A 17689-nucleotide genomic window follows, 5' to 3' on the forward strand; every position below is an offset into this window, starting at 1 on the left:
GAATGATTATGCTGTCTCAAATTAATCAAAATATCCGTCAGTACATGTTAGTAACCTTTAATTACTGGAACTTCACCATTACCGATGGTGCATTGCGTATGTTGGTTGTGCTGTATTTCTATGATTTAGGTTATTCCACATTAGAGATTGCTTCTTTATTTTTATTTTATGAATTCTTTGGTGTGGTTACTAATCTTATTGGTGGTTGGTTAGGTGCTAGGCTTGGTTTAAATAGAACCATGAACATTGGTCTCGGCATGCAGATAGTTGCCTTAGCTATGTTGGCGGTGCCTAGTGTTTGGTTAACTATTCCTTGGGTAATGGCAGCGCAAGCGTTATCCGGTATTGCCAAAGACTTAAACAAGATGAGTGCCAAAAGCTCGATTAAGACTTTAGTACCGGAAAATGCTCAAGGGGCTTTATATAAATGGATCGCTATTCTTACAGGCTCTAAAAATGCCTTAAAAGGCGTCGGCTTCTTTATTGGTGGTGCCTTACTTTCGCTAATTGGCTTTCAATATGCGGTTGCTGCGATGGCCGGTGTGTTGCTCTTGGTGTTTATCATGAGTTTAATCTTCTTAAAAGCTGATTTAGGAAAAGCCAAAACTAAACCTAAGTTTTCGGAGATTTTTTCTAAATCTAGCAGTGTTAACGTGTTATCTGCGGCGCGTATGTTTTTATTCGGTGCACGTGACGTGTGGTTTGTTATTGCATTGCCGATTTATTTAGGAAGTGTTTTTGGCTGGGATCATAGTTCAGTAGGGGGATTTCTTGCTCTATGGGTCATAGGTTATGGCTTTGTCCAAGGTTTCGCACCTAAGATCACAGGGGCAAAATCGGGGCTAGTTCCTGATGGAAAATCAGCGATAGTATGGGCTTTTGTGCTTTCAGCAATAACAGGTGTGATTGCTTATAGCGTGCAAATGCAATGGAACCCTGAGTTAGTTATTGTGATTGGTTTGATGATATTTGGCGTGGTATTCGCCGTAAACTCATCGCTTCACTCTTACTTGATCGTTAGCTATGCCAAAGGAGATGGCGTTTCTTTAGACGTTGGTTTCTACTACATGGCGAATGCGATGGGACGATTAATCGGTACTATCCTATCTGGTTGGGTATTCCAAGCATGGGGATTTGCTGCTTGCTTGTGGGTATCATTCAGTTTCTTGGCATTAACAACGTTGATTTCATTTTGGCTACCGACTAGAAGTAATCACAAACTCGCACAAGAGTAATCAACTTAAAGATAAGGGTGAGAAAAAGACCACTTTGTCATTTCAGGAGGGGATATGCGTAAGTTATTTATGTCCTAAACTGAGTTAGTCAGTAACCCGACCAGTGTTACAATGATTATTTTTTCTATCTATTAAGTTGTTCTGTATGTTCCTCACAAATCGACAAGGAGTGTCATTTTGAAAATAAAAAAAATAAATAGCTCTTATCTTGAGGCTGTAGCTCAACTATTCGATTCATATCGCCAGTTTTACGGTCAAAAGCCGAATTTATCAGGTTCAAGAAGTTTTATTGAAGAAAGACTAAGTTGTTCGGATTCAGTCATTTTCCTCGCACTCGATTATCAAGATAAACCGTTAGGTTTTGCTCAGCTTTACCCATCTTACTCTTCTGTTGCTATGAAGCGTATGTGGTATTTAAATGATTTGTTTGTCGCTGAATCAGCAAGGAAACAGGGTGTAGGAAAAGCATTGCTACAACAAGTAAAAACTTATGCAGTAGAAACCGATGCTCTAACAGTTAAGTTAGCAACTGCCGTTGATAATGAAATAGCTAAAAAATTATATATTTCGGAAGGTTACTTAAAGATTACAGCTTTTGAACATTTCACTCAAAAAGTCGTGCAAGCATAGCAAGGTGCTAAAATTGATGTATAACGTACAGCGGTTTTGTTTCAGAGTAATGTGGTCGTTGTGAGTTTGTTTGTGGCACTATTTAGCTAAAAGTTACTTCCCCCAGAGGAAGCAATCAATCCATAAGGAATTTTTGTTTCTGGTGGAGCGCGCGCATCATACGGATGATGTCTCCTTCAACCCAGTAGGATACTATCATCGAAATCTCAGCAATTATAAGTAGTCATCCGCCAATGCCATCTCGTTGTACCTCCATTAAAGGTTGTTCAAGCAAGTTTTCTACTTTTGCTTCAATGAGGTTGTCAGTTTTTTCTGCCGCATCAGGGTTGAAGTCATAGATAAACTCGAAGATCTTTTCACGATCATTAAGTGACTCTTCTTCCCACAAAATCATTTCTGTCTAATATACCCAAGTGACTTCAAAGTGCAGAATTCCGAGCTATCATCCAAGTCTTTAGACAAGGATGATTTGTGCGGAATAAACACCTTTCAAGTAAATCTGTATATATGTCCTATTTAACGGCGGTTAGTGTTTATACCGAAAGGTATTACTGTCATCAACAATCTCAATTTGAACGGGAATGGTTCCTTTCTTAACGTTGCCGATTTGTGTAAATGCTTGATAAGAAAGATCGATAACTCGACCTTTTACATAGGGACCTCTATCGTTAATTTTCACATCGACAAACTTGTTATTGGCTGTATTTGTTACCCTCACGATAGTCCCAAATGGTAAGGTTTTATGAGCCGAGGTGTAAGCATTCATGTTATAGCGCTCCCCACTTGCTGTCAGTTTGCCATGGAATTTTTTTCCATACCAAGAAGCTTGGCCAGTAAGAGCATGTGAGTTTGTGTAATTTTGGGTTTTTGATTCGCTGATTGCCGAAGAGCATCCGACTAAAATCATAATAAAGAGGGAAGTAAAAATAATATTCAGTTTTTTTAAGTGACTTGGATAATCGATTCTTTTCATGTTCATCTGTTTTTGTCGTGGTTGACTCAGCAATATCGGGCTAAGCATAGTTATTTCTCAGTAGAGGCTATCATTTAATATGATTTCTCAATATTTCCATAAACTATGTATTTTCAGTCATATTCATGAAAGGTTTTGTTATTGATAGCGTTAAATTTAACGATGACTTAAGCGTTATATTAGGTTGTTGATTTTGCGATTATTACTTGGGTATATACTACTTGCTGGAAACCAAAAGTCATTTGTATCGCACGTGGCTACGGTGAAAATAGGCACTGTCGGTATTATTGACTTACAAAAAGGGAGAGCAAAATAGTTAAAGAAAAGCATACAATACTCAAGTTGCGATAGCGCAGCATGGATACCGACTCACAGAGAACTCCCCCTATATGCATAAAGCTTTTGATTTCACTACAAAATATACTCTCGATAAGCGCTTTTTTGAAGAATGTTATGATCAAACTAGTCGTCCTGTTAAATTTCCCAAGGCTTATTTCAAAGCAATATTTTTTCTCATTTTTGGTGTGATTGTCGTTAAATTTGATCTATTACCTAATAGTTACCTTGGTTGGTTCTTTATTACTTTGAGTATTATTGAAGTGCTTAGTGTTTATTTTAAGAGAACTTGGTGGGTGTGGCGACAAACGTACAGTGCTGGGCCTAGTAGCCAAGTGGAATTTCAAGTGGATTCTAAAGGTGTGAGTTATAACAGTGCTGCAAATAGCCGTACCATTGCTTGGAGTGAAATTAATCAAGTTCAACAAAGTGATTTAGGCTTTATTTTTCATATAGGTAAACAGCGACAATATGTCAGCAAATCTTGCTTAAATGATGAAGCGATCGCGTTTATTGTAGAGCAGCAAGCTGCATCCAAATAAGCTAACCAACTTTTTAAAAGTAGAAAGTAAATATTGAACTACATCTTAGACTCAGCGTCTTATTTTAACTGTGTCAACATGTTAATTGATGTATTGTTCATCTAGCCCCAAGTGGTTTTAACGTTCTTTAAGGTAGTATGATGAAAAAATCGATGATCGCAATGAGCTTAATGACAAGCTTATTTCTGGTAGGTTGTGGTGAAGCTGAACAGCAAAAGCCTGGTGCTATTGCCCCTAAGGTGGTGTTACAGCCAGTGGAAGTCATCGAGCATCAACCGAGTAAAGCGTTTGTTGGGCGTATTTCGGCATTAGAAGATGTTGATATTACTGCGCAAGTATCAGGTTATCTGAAAGAACGCCATTTTCGTGAAGGACAAATTGTCGAAAAAGGGCAATTGCTTTATTCCATTGAACCGGCTTCTTATGAAGCTCAAGTTGCTAATGCCAAAGCGGCGGTTGCTCAAGCTCAAGCGACGTTAAAGCATGCTAATAATGAGTTTGCGCGTGCCAAAACTTTATTGCCAAAAGGCAGTATTTCTCGTTCAGAATATGATAATCGCCAAGCTCAACAAATGGGTGCATCTGCGCAATTAGAAGCCGCGAAAGCTCAGTTGAAATTGGCAGAAGTTAACCTTTCTTATACACAAATTACTGCGCCATTTAGTGGCAGAATTGCCGATAGTAAAGTGAGCACTGGTGATTTGGTTTCGCCTGCTTCTGGTGTGTTAACAACATTAGTTAGCCTAGATCCTGTTCATGCGAGCTTTCAATTAAGTGAGCGAGATCGTTTAGAGATTGGTGCTGAAAATTTACAAGGTGATGGTCAGTCTAGTCAACAGTCTGTGAAGGTTAAAGTGTTATTGGAAAATAGCCAAGTTCATCCACATATTGGCCAGTTAGATTTTATTGGTAACCGAATTGATGTGACAACCGGGACTATTGCCGTGCGTGCTTCAGTGCCAAATCCAGAATATACCCTTCTGCCGGGTCAGCATATAAATGTTGAGATTTCGACAGTAAAAACCAAACCAGCATTCGTGATCCCACGCCGTGCGGTACAAACCGATGTGGGTGGTGATTTTGTTATGGTGGTTACTGAAGGAAATATTGCCGAACGCCGTGACATTGAACTTGGTGTGCAAACCAGTGATGGCATTATCGTGAAAACGGGTCTTGGTGAGAATGAACGCGTGATTGTGAGTGGTTTGCAACGTGTGCGTAATGGTATGGCGGTGCAATATGACAGCGCTGATGCTCAAGAAAAAGCGGAGTAATCAGTCATGTTAAGTCGTTTTTTTATACAGCGTCCGAAATTTGCGCTGGTTATTTCAATTATTTTATCTCTTGCTGGTGCGATTGCGTTATTCGTACTACCAGTCTCGGAATACCCACGTATTAGTCCGCCATCGGTGAGTGTTACTGCTTTTTATACTGGAGCGAGTGCAGAAACAGTAGAACAAGCAATTGCAGACCCAATAGAAACCTCAGTTAATGGGGTAGAAGGCATGATCTATATGTCTTCAAAAAGTGCTAATGATGGTTCTTATAACTTAAATGTGACGTTTGATGTCGGCACTGATCCGGATATGGCTCAGGTCAATGTACAGAACCGCGTGACTCAAATTGAATCTAAACTACCACCAGAAGTTCGCTCTATCGGCGTGACAGTGAAAAAACGTTCGCCAGATATTCTTATGGTACTGAACTTTTATTCACCTGAAGGTAAGTATGATGACCAGTATTTAACCAACTATGTAAACTTAAACGTTAAAGATCAGCTTGCACGTGTACAAGGCATTAGTGACGTTAATGTTATTGGTGGTGGCGAATTCGCAATGCGAGTTTGGCTTGATCCTGAAAAGCTTTCTAATTTGAAGTTAACGACTTCAGATGTTTACGCAGCATTATCTGAACAAAATATCCAAGTCGCTGCAGGTAAGATTGGTGCGCCACCATACAATGATGCCACCGATGTGACTTTCAATATTGTCACCAAAGGTCGTTTAGAAACGGTAGATGAATTTGAAAATGTTATGTTGCGTGCTAACAATGATGGTTCTGCTGTTTATTTGCGTGATGTGGCGAGAGTAGAACTTGGCAAGAAAATGTATGACAGCACGGGTAAATTCCGTGGGCAAGATGCCTCGATTGTTGCGCTATCTTTGCAATCTGGTGCTAATGCATTAGAAAGTGGTCAAGCAGTCATGGATACCCTTGATCGTTTGAGTAAAAACTTCCCAGAAGGGATGAAGTTTGAAAGCAGCTATGACACGACAATTTTTGTACAAGAGTCGATTAATGGGGTAGTGAAAACCCTAATTGAAGCGATTTTATTGGTGATTGCGGTTACTTATTTATTTTTAGGTAGTACGCGAGCAACCTTGATCCCTGTTGTAGCGATTCCGGTGTCGTTAATTGGTACTTTTGCCATTATGCAGATGACGGGATTTACCATTAATACCGTGACACTGTTTGGCTTAATTTTGGCGATTGGTATAGTGGTGGATGATGCCATTTTGGTTATCGAAAATGTTGATACCATTATGCGTAAAGATCCGACATTGAGCCCGAAGAAAGCTACATTACAAGCCATGAAGGAAGTGACCGGCCCTATTGTTACGTCGACCTTGGTACTGCTGGCCGTATTTATTCCCGTGGCAATGCTGCCAGGTATTACCGGTATCATGTACCGCCAATTTGCGCTAACTATTTGTATTTCTGTTGTGATTTCATCAATTAACGCTTTGACACTTTCTCCAGCATTGTGTTCTTTGGTGTTAAAACAAGGTGGTGGCAATACCGCAAGTTGGTTTAAAGCGTTTAATCGTGGCTTAGATCGTGTGACCAATGGTTATGGCAAGCTTGCAGGTTACTTAGTGAAGAAATCTATCATTTTGATTGGCTTCTTTATTGTGGCTTTGGCCGCTGTAACGTATTTCAGCAAAACCACTTCAACTGCTTTTGTACCTCAAGAAGATAAAGGGATCTTACTTGTGAACGTGCAATTGCCAGATGCCGCTTCCTTACAGCGTACTGAGGAAGTCACTGGCGATTTGATGGTATTAGTAAACCAAGAGCCGGGAGTGGAAGCTGTCACTCTGGCAAACGGTTATGCCTTTATGACTGGAGCGCTGGCATCGAATGGTGCGTCATTATTTATTAAGTTGAAATCTTGGGATGAGCGAGCCAAGTTAGACGGTGATAATTCGTCTTTTGCAATTTCACAACGAATTAATGGCCGCGCGGCACAAGAGATTCCAGATGCGATAGTCTTTGCTTTAGGGCCGCCAGCGGTGCCGGGTATGGGCGCAGCTTCGGGTTTTGAATTTGTGCTAGAAGATACGTTGGGGCGTAGCCGAACAGAGCTGGCACAATTGATGAGTGATTTTATTCAAGAGGCCAATAAGCAGCCGGAGATCTCTCATACCTTTAGTACTTTTAGGGCTAATGTACCTCACTATTATTTGGATATTGACCGTGAAAAAGCTAAGCAACTTGGCATATCGCTAACCGATATCTTTACTACTCTGCAAGGAAACTTAGGTTCAATTTACGTTAATGACTTTACTATGCTGGGTAAAAACTTCCGAGTGACTATGCAAGCAGATAGTCAGCATCGCTCTTCTATGACGGATTTAGAACGCTTTTTTGTACGTAGTCAAAGTGGTTCTATGGTGCCATTAAGTACCCTAGTTTCTTATGAGCAAGTATTTGAACCAGATGTGGCTTGGCGCTACAACATGTATCGCTCGGCAATTATTCAAGGTCAGCCAGCAGACGGATATTCTAGTGGTGATGCGATTGCCGCAATGGAACGCGTTGCAGCAGAAATGCTTCCACAAGGTTATCAGTACGAGTGGACCGGAATGGCGTATCAAGAAGTATTAGCGGGCAACCAAGCGATTTTTGCTTTCGCACTGGCGTTGATATTTATCTACTTATTTATGGTAGCGCAGTATGAAAGCTGGCTAATTCCAATTTCTATCATATTGGTGGTTCCGGTTGCGACCTTAGGTTCATTTATTGCTCTTAACTTAATGGGAGTACCTCTGAATCTATATGCGCAGATTGGTCTAGTATTGTTGATTGCTCTTGCGGCCAAAAATGCCATATTGATTGTAGAGTTTGCTAAAAATGAGCGTGAACAAAATGAGTTACCGATTGATGATGCCTCAATTAAAGGAGGGACATTACGTTTCCGCGCAGTGAATATGACATCGTGGTCATTTATTCTCGGTATTTTCCCATTAGTATTTGCGAGTGGCGCTGGCCATATTAGTCAAAATTCATTGGGGATCTCATTGGTTGGTGGGCTATTGTGTGTGTTACTTGCTGGCACATTATTGATTCCAGGCTTGTACTCTATTATTCAGAAATTGCGTGAGAAGTTTCACGGCGGTAGTACTAAGTTAGAGGAATTAGAGGACTAATTTTTTCTTAGCTTGAAAGCCAGTAGTGTTGAGCTACTGGCTTTTTTATTTTTATACTCAAGTTACTTGGCTATGAATTTCGCGTACAATTCCAACATTGCCTCCAATTAAGATCTGAATGACTATTCCAATCAAAGATATCACCACCCCTGAAGTTACCTGTTCAAACTGCCAAGCTTGTTGTTGTCGTTTAGAAGTGATGATTATTAGTGAAACTGGCGTTCCAGAAGAGCATATTTCCTATGATCAGTGGGGTGGAGAAACCATGCTGCGTTTAGATGATGGTTGGTGTTCGGCGTTAGATCGCGAAACCTATATGTGCACTATTTATGAAAATCGCCCGTGGATTTGTCGAGAATTCGAAATGGCATCGTATGAGTGTAAAGACCAACGTATCGCAGTGATGAGGGAATAATAGTTCTTAGGAAGAGCTAGTTTGCGATCGATTTTGCTTTTACCTGGAATTCGTAACGCGCCTTCAATACTTTTGAATAAACGTTCTTGTTTGTCGCCTAGTTGCGAGGCTTATTCACTCTTATATTTATGTAATAACTTCCATGGTATATGGCATAGGTGATGATCTTCTGGATGTAGGCTGAGCCTGTGTTGGTGCTCTTCATCACTGGCAACATAGTTGGTTAAAGGTAATATTTCGACTACAATTTTTTCGCTGTCAGTACGTTGCTGAATATATTGAATGGCAGCATCTAAATGGTGAGAATCGTAACTATAAATCCCTGTGCGATACTTTTCTCCAACATCTTGACCTTGCTTATTTAAACTGTACGGGTCAATGATTTCAAATAACCCTTCTAAAATCTGTTTAATATTAATGACATTAGGATCAAAGGTAGTGCGAACGCATTCCGCATAACCATCGTAGTCTGATTGAGTCGTATTGCTATTGCCATTAGCGCGACCCGCTTCAGTTGCGATCACTCCCGGTAAGTATTTAATAAACTCTTGTACTCCCCACAAGCAACCACCTGCGAGATAAATGTCTTCGAATTTTTGAACGCTTTTAGATTTCTTCATGTGAACCTTTGCCTTGTTGTACATCTAAAATCTCAGTATTGAGTGAGTAATAAAATAAGTTGAAGAGTAAAAATTATCAATATCAATAAATTCAATTGTTTAGATTGAAATATGGACTCTCTTATTTAAATCTTGGGTTAAATTAAGTAATCTAGTCGAAGTTTGAATGATTTAGGTTACTTATGAAATTTATTTGGTTAAAAGTGCTTATTACTGTACTTGTCTTTGCTGGGCTGTTTGCTGCGGTTTATTTCAGTGTTCAAAGCGGTACATATTAAATTCAATGGCAGTATAAATTAAAAAGCGATGAACCTTTTCATAGGCTCATCACTTTTTGTTTTTTGGTACTTTAACTAACGCAATAGATACATATTAGTTCATTGGTTAGTTTAATCGCTAGCAGTTATTCATTAATTGCTTCAACCCACATAATACCAACTTCCATTTTTATCACTTTAACTTTTTGCCCTTCTGCTAAAGGTTGTTCACTTCTAACCTTCCATTGAATACCGGAATAAGCGTGGGTAACATCATCGGTATTAGCATCGACATTGCCTTTTAATACAAAGGTTTGTTGAGCAAAATCAGATTGGTAGTTTTGTTTGGTTTTCCTATTTTGCAATTGTTTAAATGGCTTCCATAGCACAACTGCAAACACGATGGTTAAAATTATATTGGTCCAAATTGCATATTGAATACTGGTATCTATCCAGCCTATGTACATGCAAAAACCGCTAATAATCAATGACAGACCAATAAAGAAAAAAATGAAAGTGGCAAAGCCTAAAACTACCACTTCAACAATCAGCGCAATTACGCCAATTGCCATTAATACTTGTGGTAAGTAGCTCACAATCCAATCCATAGTTAAGCCTCATTCTGTTTATTCAGTGAATTAATAATAGACATCCCTTGTGCAACTAGTGAACTTGCATCGGTACCGCTATCTGGCAGTAGTACAACAGAAGATTCCTTGGCAATCGCATGTTTTGCTTCAATTGCTTTAGTCGCCAAATCTAGTTGGATGGCTTTTTGACCTTCTTCGGTATTGGCCGCATCACCTACGGTTTTCAGCGCTTCGGCTTGCGCGTTCGCCACGGCAATAATGGCTTTGGCTTCACCTTCAGCTTTTAAAATTTGTTCGGTTTTATCCGCTTCTGCTGCTAGCACCTGAGCTTGCTTTTTACCTTCGGCAACGTTGATAGCAGCTTGGCGATCGCCTTCTGATTCTAAAATTTGTGCACGCTTAACACGCTCAGCTTTCATCTGAGCTTCCATAGACTCCATGATAGATTGCGGCGGCACAATATCCTTAATTTCATAACGTAATACCTGAATACCCCAAGGTTCAGCCGCAACATTAATCGCAGAAACGATGTTGGTATTTAGTACATCACGTTCTTCAAAGGTTTTATCTAATTCCATTTTACCGAGTTCAGAACGCATTGTTGTTTGGGCAAGTTGAGTTACCGCAAAAGCATAGTCATCGACACCATAAGTGGCTTTATAAGCATCAAGAACACGGAAATAAAGCACACCATCGACAACCAGAGAAATGTTATCGCGAGTGATAGCAGATTGAGATGGCACATCTTGAGCTTGTTCTTTTAAGCTGCGAACCGCTGAGATGCGATCAATAAAAGGGATGATGAAGTTAATACCGGCAATTTTTGTCGATTGGAATTTACCAAATCGTTCCACTACCCAGGCCTGGTTTTGTGGGACAAATTTAATGCTGCTTTTTAATATCACAACAACAAGAATAAACAGGACAACAGGGACGATGTTGTCGAATATCAGATCAAGTGGGTAGTTCATAGCATATTCCTTTAGTAATTATGTATATACCCAAGTGACTTCAAGGTGCAGGATTCAGAGCTATCATCCAAACCTTTAGGCAAGGAAGATTGGCGAAGGAATGTAGGTACCTTTCAAACCAATCTGACGCTACATAAAGGTTTGAATGAAGCTCCCGAAGGGCAAGTTAAAACAAGCTTTATGCTGCGTTAAATTGAACAGAGATAGAATCACTATGATCATATTCAATTTGTCTTGCCTAAAGCTTGTTTTATTCTTGCTGAAACTCGCACCTTGAAGTTACTGGGTATAAAGCTAGTCTACGGCTATTTGCGGTAATTAGCTTGTTTGTTTTGGAATGTTGAGTGAGAAAGGGGAGGTTTTCCGAAATTAGAATGTAAAAATGTAGAGTATGAGCAAAGATGATAACAGGGCAACCAATACTACCCTGTTATTATAAGGTGGTAGTGAGGCTTAGCGCAGATTCTCCAGTTGTTGAATAGTCGCTAAAATTTCCGGGGTCAAATTGGCTTTTTGATTAGTTTTAAAATCAAACATCACTACGGTAGCACTGCCTAGGGTAGTGATTTTATTTAGCTTTTTACTAACTATTTGGTACTTCATGGTGAAACGATCGTCTTGCAAGTCGGTGATTTTTGTTCCCACTAATAAAGTATCCGGAAAAGTAACCGGCATTTTATAGCGGCAACTGGTTTCAGCTACTACTGGGCCAATTTGGGTAATGGCGATATTTTCCATCAAATCGATGTGCTTGAAGTAATCAATTCGCGCGGTTTCAAAATATCGAAAATAGGTCACATTATTAACGTGTTGTAGAGCATCCATTTCGCCCCAAGCCACGGGGATTTCTGTTACAACCGGAAAACCATCAAGTAAGTGATTCATTGCTCTTATCCTTAAAAGTCAAACATGTGTTTAAGATAAAGTTAAGTGTCGAGCTATACAATCTTGTTGTACTAAAAGCGTGAAGATAGCTCTGAATTCTGTATCTTGAAATCACTTGAATATTAATCTTTCATCTGTACTTGAGCCGCTTGAATGCCCATTTGATAGCCGATATCAAGTCTTGCTCTATTTTTAGTTAAACGACCAACAGGGAAATTATCCGGCGGTGCAATCACATGGATAGTGCAATCTTCTGGCGGAGATTGAATAAACTTGATGCTGTTATTGTAGTTTTCGGCGCGTTTTAAAGCCGCTTCTGCAAGTTTAGGATTTTGAGCTAAAAACTTTCGGGTTAACCACGGCATTTTGGATGGCTTTTTCTGATAACCAAGTGGCCGAGATAAAATCACTGTGATTTCTTTTGCCCCCATTTTATAAGCTTGTTCAACGGGAATAGAATCGGCAACACCCCCATCGGTCATCGGAATGCCATTAATCACTGGGTAATTACGGTAAGCTACGGGCACGGAACAAGAAGCTTTCAATAGCTCGACAATATTATCTGGCGTTGATTGAGTGTAGTGCGCTTGACCAGTATATATATCGGTCGTGACGACATACAGCGAGGTAGGTTGTTGGTGTAGTAGGTTAGTATCAATGGGAATTTCATCAATCGTAATATCCCATAGCCAATCAAGATCAAGCCAGTGCCCACCGCGAGCAAAACGTTTGAAATTAATAAACTCAGGACGACAAGAGTAGTCGGTAATCACATTATAGGTTCGGCGTTTTTGTTGAGATAACCACGATGCTAAACTGGTAGAGCCGGCTGAAACTCCGATACAAAAGTCAAATGGTTGGTAGTTACTGTCTATGAACTGATCCAAAACTCCCGCGGAAAAAATACCACGCATCGCGCCACCTTCAACAACTAATGCTTTTTGCATACGCCCATCCTGCATAAAATATATTTCAAAACTCAATCGCTATCAATGTAACCAAATATTTCACCAATATATACCCAAGTAACTTCAAGATGCGAGTTTCAGCAAGAATAAAACAAGCTTTAGGCAAGGCAAATTGAATATGATCATAGTGATTCTATCTCTGTTCAATTTAACGTAGCATAGAGCTTGTTTTAACTTGCCCTTCGGGAGCTTCATCCAAACCTTTATGCGGCGTCAGATTGGTTTGAAAGGTGCTTACATTCCGTCGCCAATCTTCCTTGCCAAAAGATTTGGATGATAGCTCTGAATTCTGCATCTTGAAGTCACTTGGGTATAAACCTTGTAAAAAGTAAGAGATTATATTTTTTGGTGGTAGAATGAAGTAAATTTTACAGAGTTGAACCATGAACAAAGTTTTTCAATCTTTATCTGAACAGATGCGTATTACCGATCATGATATCGAACGCAGAAAAGTTTTTATGTCATTTACTAATAAGGACGTTTCTATACTGAAAGAGGCCAGTTCATGGATTACCTCCTTTATTCCAGAAATTGTTCGTCAGTTTTATGTGTTGCAGACAGGGATTCCTGAAATAGCATTGATTATTGGTGACCGGGAAACTTTAAATAACTTGCATAAAAGTATGCAAGTGTATGTGTGCGAGTTGTTTGAAGGGGAATATGATTTAACTTATGTCGAGAAACGCTTACGAATCGGTAAAGTTCATCATCGTATTGGCGTTAGCCCAAAGCTGTATTTATCTGGCATCAATCAACTTCAATTATTACTTGAAGATATTATTGACGGCAATGCTGAAGAAAATGGTATGAACGCCAAAGATCTTAAGCGAGCAGTTCGTAAGTTAATGTATTTTGATAACCAATTTGTTTTTGATACCTATATATCGTCTTTGCAATTGGAAGTTGAATCAGTCAATCATCAGTTAGAAGACTATGCATCACGCCTAGAAGATACGGTTGCTGAGCGTACTAGAGAGTTAACGGAATTATCACAAAAAGATCCTTTAACGAATTTGTATAATCAACGTGCCTTTTATGAACATTTAGAGAAAGGAATGTCTCAAGTAGAGCGCGTTGGTGGTGCTTATTCCCTTCTTTATATCGATGTGAATAAATTTAAAGCGATCAATGACATCAAAGGTCATAAAGTTGGTGATGAAATTTTAATTGCAGTTTCTAAGGCTATTTCATCGACTATTCGGAAGCAAGAAACGGCAGCACGTTATGGTGGTGATGAGTTTTGTATTTTATTACCGAATACCAAGGCAGAAAATCTAAGTTTCTACTGTGAACGTTTATTTGATGCTTTTGATAAAATGAAGCCATTGGATGTCACGTTAAGCGTAGGTGGGGCAGAGATGTCACCAGCCGCTGGTTACAATATTGATGACTTGATTATTCGTGCTGATAAGCAAATGTATCTAGCGAAACAAAAAGCGCATACAACCGGTAAACATCAATTAAGAGTTGAAATTAAAACTTTAGAACAGGTATAAATATTCCAATGTTACACTAATCAAAAAGTTATAACGCAGTTATCGAGCCTTTTAACAAGCAAGAATGAATAAATAATTAATGTAATTGGTATTATTACTTCGAAGCCAGAGCAAGTGAGTTGCTCTGGCTTTTTTGTTTTGGTGCGGAATGTTTAGAGTGACTTTGCTCCGCCATCTTGAACTTTTAAGATGGTTAAAAAAGCGAGAGCGGTGAGGATCAAAGAAGCCCAAAATACGGCTTGGAAACTATAAATGTCAGCAATAATACCGGCAAAAACACCTCCTAACACGCCTCCTGTTTTAATCGCATTAGAATATAATGTTGTGATTTGCCCCATCTTTTTAGGTTTTAAATCTTGGAAGTAGGAAATCCCGAGCGCTGCGGTCACGCCAATAAAAATACCGTTGAGAAATTGCAATAATACAAATCCGATATAGCTAGTATTTACAATGATACCGATATAAAACAGGCTACCCGCAAGTACGGCTGCTGAAATGATGTTCTTTTTGCCAAAACGCAGTGCATAACGACCAGATAGTAACATTATTGGGATCTCGATAAAGGCTGCGGTTCCCATCATTAAACCAGCAGCCGATGAATCTAAATCCATCTCATGAGTTATGTATAACGGCATACTAATGATGTACATGTTGTTGGCGCAATACATAAATACGAATGACAGAGCCAACAGCAAAATATTTTTATCACGCCAAATCGAGTCACTAGGGTCAAATTGGTTATGTTTCGGGGTAGGCTCAATTTGTGGCAAAGTAAAATGAGCGACTAAGCATAAAATAATAAACATGCTGGCGGCGAGTAAGAATAATTGGGTAAAGCCTATTCCCGTTGCAATAAAAAACGCAATCGGTGGCCCAATTACCCAACCGAGAGATATCTGCGCTCTGAGTAGTGAGCTAAAAGTCTCGGATGTGTGCGTTTTTCGGTCTAAAATTTCTCTGGCAAGTGCAAATACTTGAGGAATAGAAGCGGAAGTTGTACTAACAAAAATGGCTGATGTCGCTAATAAAACCCAGTAGTTACGGTTAAATGCAAAGACAATAAACCCTATCGCTCCCATTATATTACAGATCAGAATGAGTTTTTTCGGTCTACTCCTTGATCTGACCACCAACCAATCACTTGGCTTACCAATACCCCTGAAATCGTCATGACCATGAAAAAGACCCCGATGAGAAAAGGGCGAGCGCCGACTTCCTCTGAGATAAACAAACTCATAGTAGGCATGGTAAATGCCCCCGCAATCCCGACAAAAAAGCAGGTAAACAGCAAGGATACTGACGTTTGATCAGGTTGATTCCCTGGAAATAGGGAATAGAACATTTTTTTCATAAGGCTCTAAAGAAAGGTATGGGAAATTAGATAAGTGCATGATAGCAAAGCGATGATTGAATAATAACCACTAGTTGATGTTTTGTTGAAAATTAATACTGTTGGCTATACGTATTGTAAAGAATGTGAATATCAAGACTAGAATTTATTAATGGAAGTCTCATAATGGAATTAAGCATTTGATTGGAGCAAAAAAATTTATGGATGAAAATAATACACCGCTGTTAAATTTACGAACACTTACTCCTGACGATTATGAAGAGCTGGCAGCCTTAATGGATCTTGTCTTTCCAGATGTAGGTGGTGCTTGGCCAGAGTCGACCATTATGGATTTAGTGACCCAATTTCCTGATGGGCAAATCTGTATTGAAGATAGTGGAAAGATGATTGGTGCGGCGCTGACGATGAAAGTGGATTATAGCCGCTTTAGTTTGCCGCATAAAAACAGCGACCTAGTTAATGCGAATGATGTTGTTCAGCATAACCCTAAAGGTGATGCGATATATGGCTTGGATGTTTTTGTGCACCCAGATTACCGAGGCTTACGTTTAGGTCGTCGTTTATATGAAGCTCGTAAAGAGATGTGCCGCGCGAATAACTTAAAAGCGATTCTGACTGGTGGCCGCATTCCAGGCTTTAAACAATATTCCGAACAAATGAGAGTCAGTGAGTATATCGATAAGGTCAAGCGTCAAGAGATCCATGACCCAATCCTGTCTTTCCAGCTTTCTAATGATTTTGATATTAAGCGCTTAATGCGTGGTTATTTACCTGAAGATGATAAATCACAAGGCTATGGCACGTTGCTTGAGTGGGATAATATCTTTTATGAAGAAGAAGCAGATTCTATTCATGGAACGGAAAAAAGTATTGTTCGTATAGGGGTAGTACAGTGGCAAATGCGTCATGTGATGTCTCTAGATGATCTCGTTAATCAAGCTGAATTCTTTATTACTTCTCTTGCAAATTACCAGTCTGATTTTGCCTTATTCCCCGAGTTTTTCAGTGCTCCGCTAATGGGACTAGCACCTGATCTGCGTTCTGTAGAAGCGATGCGCTACTTGAGCGAATACTCTGATGAAATTATTCAGCGTTTTTCTCACTTAGCTGTCACTTATAACATCAATATCATTGCTGGTAGCTTACCGATTCAGCAAGACGGAAAGATGTACAACGTTGCATACATGTTACACCGTGACGGAAGTATCGAAGAGCAATATAAAATACACATTACCCCACATGAAGAATGGGACTGGGTCATTGAAGGTGGCGATAAAGTTAAGGTGATTGAAACTGATGCCGGTAAAGTGGGTATTTTGATTTGCTACGATGTGGAATTCCCAGAATTAGGTCGTATGTTAGCAGAACAAGGTGTACAAATTCTGTTTGTTCCATTTTGGACAGATACTAAAAATGGTTATTTGAGAGTACGTATTTGTGCTCAAGCACGAGCGATTGAAAACGAATGCTACGTTGCGATCAGCGGTAGTGTCGGTAACTTACCGCGTGTGGATAATGTGGATATTCAATATGCCCAATCGGCAGTATTTTCACCTTCGGATGTCTATTTCCCACATGACGCAATCATTGCAGAAGCCGATCCTAATACCGAAATGATGATCTATGCCGATGTTGATTTATCAAAACTTAAATTGCTGCATAGTGAAGGTTCGGTGACTAACTTAAAACACCGCCGCCCTGAGCTTTATCAATTTTCTCCTGTGAATGAGACAAGAAAAAAGTAAATTAATATGCCTATACCCAAGTAACTTCAAGGTGCGAGTTTCAGCAAGAATAAAACAAGCTTTAGGCAAGACAAATTGGACATGATCATAGCTATTCTATCTCTGTTCAATTTAACGCAGCATAAAGCTTGTTTTAACTTGCCCTTCGGGAGCTTCATCCACACCTTTATACTGCGTCAGATTGATTTGAAAGGTGCCTACATTCCTTCGTCAATCTTCCTTGTCTAAAGGTGTGGATGATAGCT

The 17689-nt window shown here is 39.6% G+C and carries 16 protein-coding genes and 1 pseudogene; 8 read left to right on the forward strand and 9 right to left on the reverse strand.

Features of this window, described 5'->3' with window-relative positions; all coding sequences use genetic code 11:
* Positions 1-2 precede the first annotated feature (2 nt).
* Both arsJ and QQJ93_RS06265 read left to right on the forward strand, forming a co-directional pair.
* Entirely contained in the window at positions 3-1235 is a 1233-nt protein-coding gene (gene arsJ, locus QQJ93_RS06260; protein WP_089122685.1) for an organoarsenical effux MFS transporter ArsJ, read from the forward strand.
* Between the two features lie 177 nt (positions 1236-1412).
* Entirely contained in the window at positions 1413-1865 is a 453-nt protein-coding gene (locus QQJ93_RS06265; RefSeq protein WP_089122686.1) for a GNAT family N-acetyltransferase, read from the forward strand.
* Positions 1866-1980: 115 nt separating this feature from the next.
* Here the strand turns inward: QQJ93_RS06265 and QQJ93_RS06270 are convergent.
* Both QQJ93_RS06270 and QQJ93_RS06275 read right to left on the reverse strand, forming a co-directional pair.
* A pseudogene (locus QQJ93_RS06270) lies at positions 1981-2259 on the reverse strand (type II toxin-antitoxin system RelE/ParE family toxin).
* A 132-nt stretch (positions 2260-2391) separates the two neighbouring features.
* Complete coding sequence (locus QQJ93_RS06275) at positions 2392-2838, reverse strand: septal ring lytic transglycosylase RlpA family protein (protein WP_089123571.1); 447 nt, start codon at positions 2836-2838, stop codon at positions 2392-2394.
* A gap of 389 nt (positions 2839-3227) precedes the next feature.
* Here QQJ93_RS06275 and QQJ93_RS06280 point away from each other — a divergent pair, with 389 nt between their 5' ends.
* The 4 genes from QQJ93_RS06280 to QQJ93_RS06295 all read left to right on the forward strand — a co-directional run bounded on the left by QQJ93_RS06280 (position 3228) and on the right by QQJ93_RS06295 (position 8561).
* Complete coding sequence (locus QQJ93_RS06280; RefSeq protein WP_089122687.1) at positions 3228-3716, forward strand: YcxB family protein; 489 nt, start codon at positions 3228-3230, stop codon at positions 3714-3716.
* A 137-nt stretch (positions 3717-3853) separates the two neighbouring features.
* Positions 3854-4990 (forward strand): efflux RND transporter periplasmic adaptor subunit, encoded by a 1137-nt coding sequence (locus QQJ93_RS06285; protein WP_089122688.1) that lies wholly within the window; start codon positions 3854-3856, stop codon positions 4988-4990.
* 6 nt (positions 4991-4996) lie between these two features.
* Complete coding sequence (locus QQJ93_RS06290; protein WP_089122689.1) at positions 4997-8146, forward strand: efflux RND transporter permease subunit; 3150 nt, start codon at positions 4997-4999, stop codon at positions 8144-8146.
* 118 nt (positions 8147-8264) lie between these two features.
* On the forward strand, positions 8265-8561 hold the full coding sequence (locus QQJ93_RS06295; protein WP_089122690.1) for a YkgJ family cysteine cluster protein: 297 nt from the start codon (positions 8265-8267) through the stop codon (positions 8559-8561).
* A 110-nt stretch (positions 8562-8671) separates the two neighbouring features.
* Here the strand turns inward: QQJ93_RS06295 and QQJ93_RS06300 are convergent, their stop codons facing one another.
* The 5 genes from QQJ93_RS06300 to QQJ93_RS06320 all read right to left on the reverse strand — a co-directional run bounded on the left by QQJ93_RS06300 (position 8672) and on the right by QQJ93_RS06320 (position 12831).
* Positions 8672-9181, reverse strand: a complete 510-nt coding sequence (locus QQJ93_RS06300; RefSeq protein WP_089122691.1) for a peptide-methionine (S)-S-oxide reductase — start codon at positions 9179-9181, stop codon at positions 8672-8674.
* A gap of 403 nt (positions 9182-9584) precedes the next feature.
* A complete protein-coding gene (locus QQJ93_RS06305) occupies positions 9585-10046 on the reverse strand; it encodes an NfeD family protein (RefSeq protein ID WP_089122692.1) in 462 nt (153 codons plus the stop codon).
* Positions 10047-10048: 2 nt separating this feature from the next.
* On the reverse strand, positions 10049-10999 hold the full coding sequence (locus QQJ93_RS06310) for an SPFH domain-containing protein (protein ID WP_089122693.1): 951 nt from the start codon (positions 10997-10999) through the stop codon (positions 10049-10051).
* Positions 11000-11452: 453 nt separating this feature from the next.
* Positions 11453-11884 carry an acyl-CoA thioesterase gene (locus tag QQJ93_RS06315; RefSeq protein WP_089122694.1) on the reverse strand — a complete coding sequence of 144 codons (432 nt, stop codon included), beginning with the start codon at positions 11882-11884 and terminating at the stop codon, positions 11453-11455.
* 122 nt (positions 11885-12006) lie between these two features.
* Complete coding sequence (locus tag QQJ93_RS06320; protein ID WP_089122695.1) at positions 12007-12831, reverse strand: patatin-like phospholipase family protein; 825 nt, start codon at positions 12829-12831, stop codon at positions 12007-12009.
* 404 nt (positions 12832-13235) lie between these two features.
* Here QQJ93_RS06320 and QQJ93_RS06325 point away from each other — a divergent pair, with 404 nt between their 5' ends.
* Positions 13236-14348, forward strand: a complete 1113-nt coding sequence (locus QQJ93_RS06325; RefSeq protein ID WP_089122697.1) for a GGDEF domain-containing protein — start codon at positions 13236-13238, stop codon at positions 14346-14348.
* Positions 14349-14500: 152 nt separating this feature from the next.
* On the opposite strand, the gene QQJ93_RS06330 is transcribed toward QQJ93_RS06325, so the two are convergent.
* Entirely contained in the window at positions 14501-15427 is a 927-nt protein-coding gene (locus tag QQJ93_RS06330) for a sugar efflux transporter (RefSeq protein ID WP_089122698.1), read from the reverse strand.
* Positions 15428-15438: 11 nt separating this feature from the next.
* On the reverse strand, positions 15439-15690 hold the full coding sequence (locus tag QQJ93_RS06335; RefSeq protein WP_284186049.1) for a hypothetical protein: 252 nt from the start codon (positions 15688-15690) through the stop codon (positions 15439-15441).
* 209 nt (positions 15691-15899) lie between these two features.
* On the opposite strand from QQJ93_RS06335, the gene QQJ93_RS06340 reads away from it, so the two are divergent.
* Complete coding sequence (locus QQJ93_RS06340; protein WP_089122700.1) at positions 15900-17444, forward strand: bifunctional GNAT family N-acetyltransferase/carbon-nitrogen hydrolase family protein; 1545 nt, start codon at positions 15900-15902, stop codon at positions 17442-17444.
* Positions 17445-17689: the final 245 nt, after the last annotated feature.

The sequence above is a fragment of the Vibrio algivorus genome (assembly GCF_030161215.1).
GTDB lineage: Bacteria > Pseudomonadota > Gammaproteobacteria > Enterobacterales > Vibrionaceae > Vibrio > Vibrio algivorus.

Excerpts from the sequence above, each read along its gene's own strand:
- QQJ93_RS06335 (WP_284186049.1), bottom strand. The coding sequence starts at position 15,690 with ATGTTCTATTCCCTATTTCCAGGGAATCAACCTGATCAAACGTCAGTA.
- QQJ93_RS06305 (WP_089122692.1), bottom strand. The coding sequence starts at position 10,046 with ATGGATTGGATTGTGAGCTACTTACCACAAGTATTAATGGCAATTGGC.
- QQJ93_RS06275 (WP_089123571.1), bottom strand. The coding sequence starts at position 2,838 with ATGAAAAGAATCGATTATCCAAGTCACTTAAAAAAACTGAATATTATT.
- QQJ93_RS06325 (WP_089122697.1), top strand. The coding sequence starts at position 13,236 with ATGAACAAAGTTTTTCAATCTTTATCTGAACAGATGCGTATTACCGAT.
- QQJ93_RS06295 (WP_089122690.1), top strand. The coding sequence starts at position 8,265 with ATGACTATTCCAATCAAAGATATCACCACCCCTGAAGTTACCTGTTCA.
- QQJ93_RS06290 (WP_089122689.1), top strand. The coding sequence starts at position 4,997 with ATGTTAAGTCGTTTTTTTATACAGCGTCCGAAATTTGCGCTGGTTATT.
- QQJ93_RS06330 (WP_089122698.1), bottom strand. The coding sequence starts at position 15,427 with ATGGGAGCGATAGGGTTTATTGTCTTTGCATTTAACCGTAACTACTGG.
- arsJ (WP_089122685.1), top strand. The coding sequence starts at position 3 with ATGATTATGCTGTCTCAAATTAATCAAAATATCCGTCAGTACATGTTA.
- QQJ93_RS06280 (WP_089122687.1), top strand. The coding sequence starts at position 3,228 with ATGCATAAAGCTTTTGATTTCACTACAAAATATACTCTCGATAAGCGC.
- QQJ93_RS06310 (WP_089122693.1), bottom strand. The coding sequence starts at position 10,999 with ATGAACTACCCACTTGATCTGATATTCGACAACATCGTCCCTGTTGTC.
- QQJ93_RS06320 (WP_089122695.1), bottom strand. The coding sequence starts at position 12,831 with ATGCAAAAAGCATTAGTTGTTGAAGGTGGCGCGATGCGTGGTATTTTT.
- QQJ93_RS06340 (WP_089122700.1), top strand. The coding sequence starts at position 15,900 with ATGGATGAAAATAATACACCGCTGTTAAATTTACGAACACTTACTCCT.
- QQJ93_RS06300 (WP_089122691.1), bottom strand. The coding sequence starts at position 9,181 with ATGAAGAAATCTAAAAGCGTTCAAAAATTCGAAGACATTTATCTCGCA.
- QQJ93_RS06315 (WP_089122694.1), bottom strand. The coding sequence starts at position 11,884 with ATGAATCACTTACTTGATGGTTTTCCGGTTGTAACAGAAATCCCCGTG.
- QQJ93_RS06285 (WP_089122688.1), top strand. The coding sequence starts at position 3,854 with ATGATGAAAAAATCGATGATCGCAATGAGCTTAATGACAAGCTTATTT.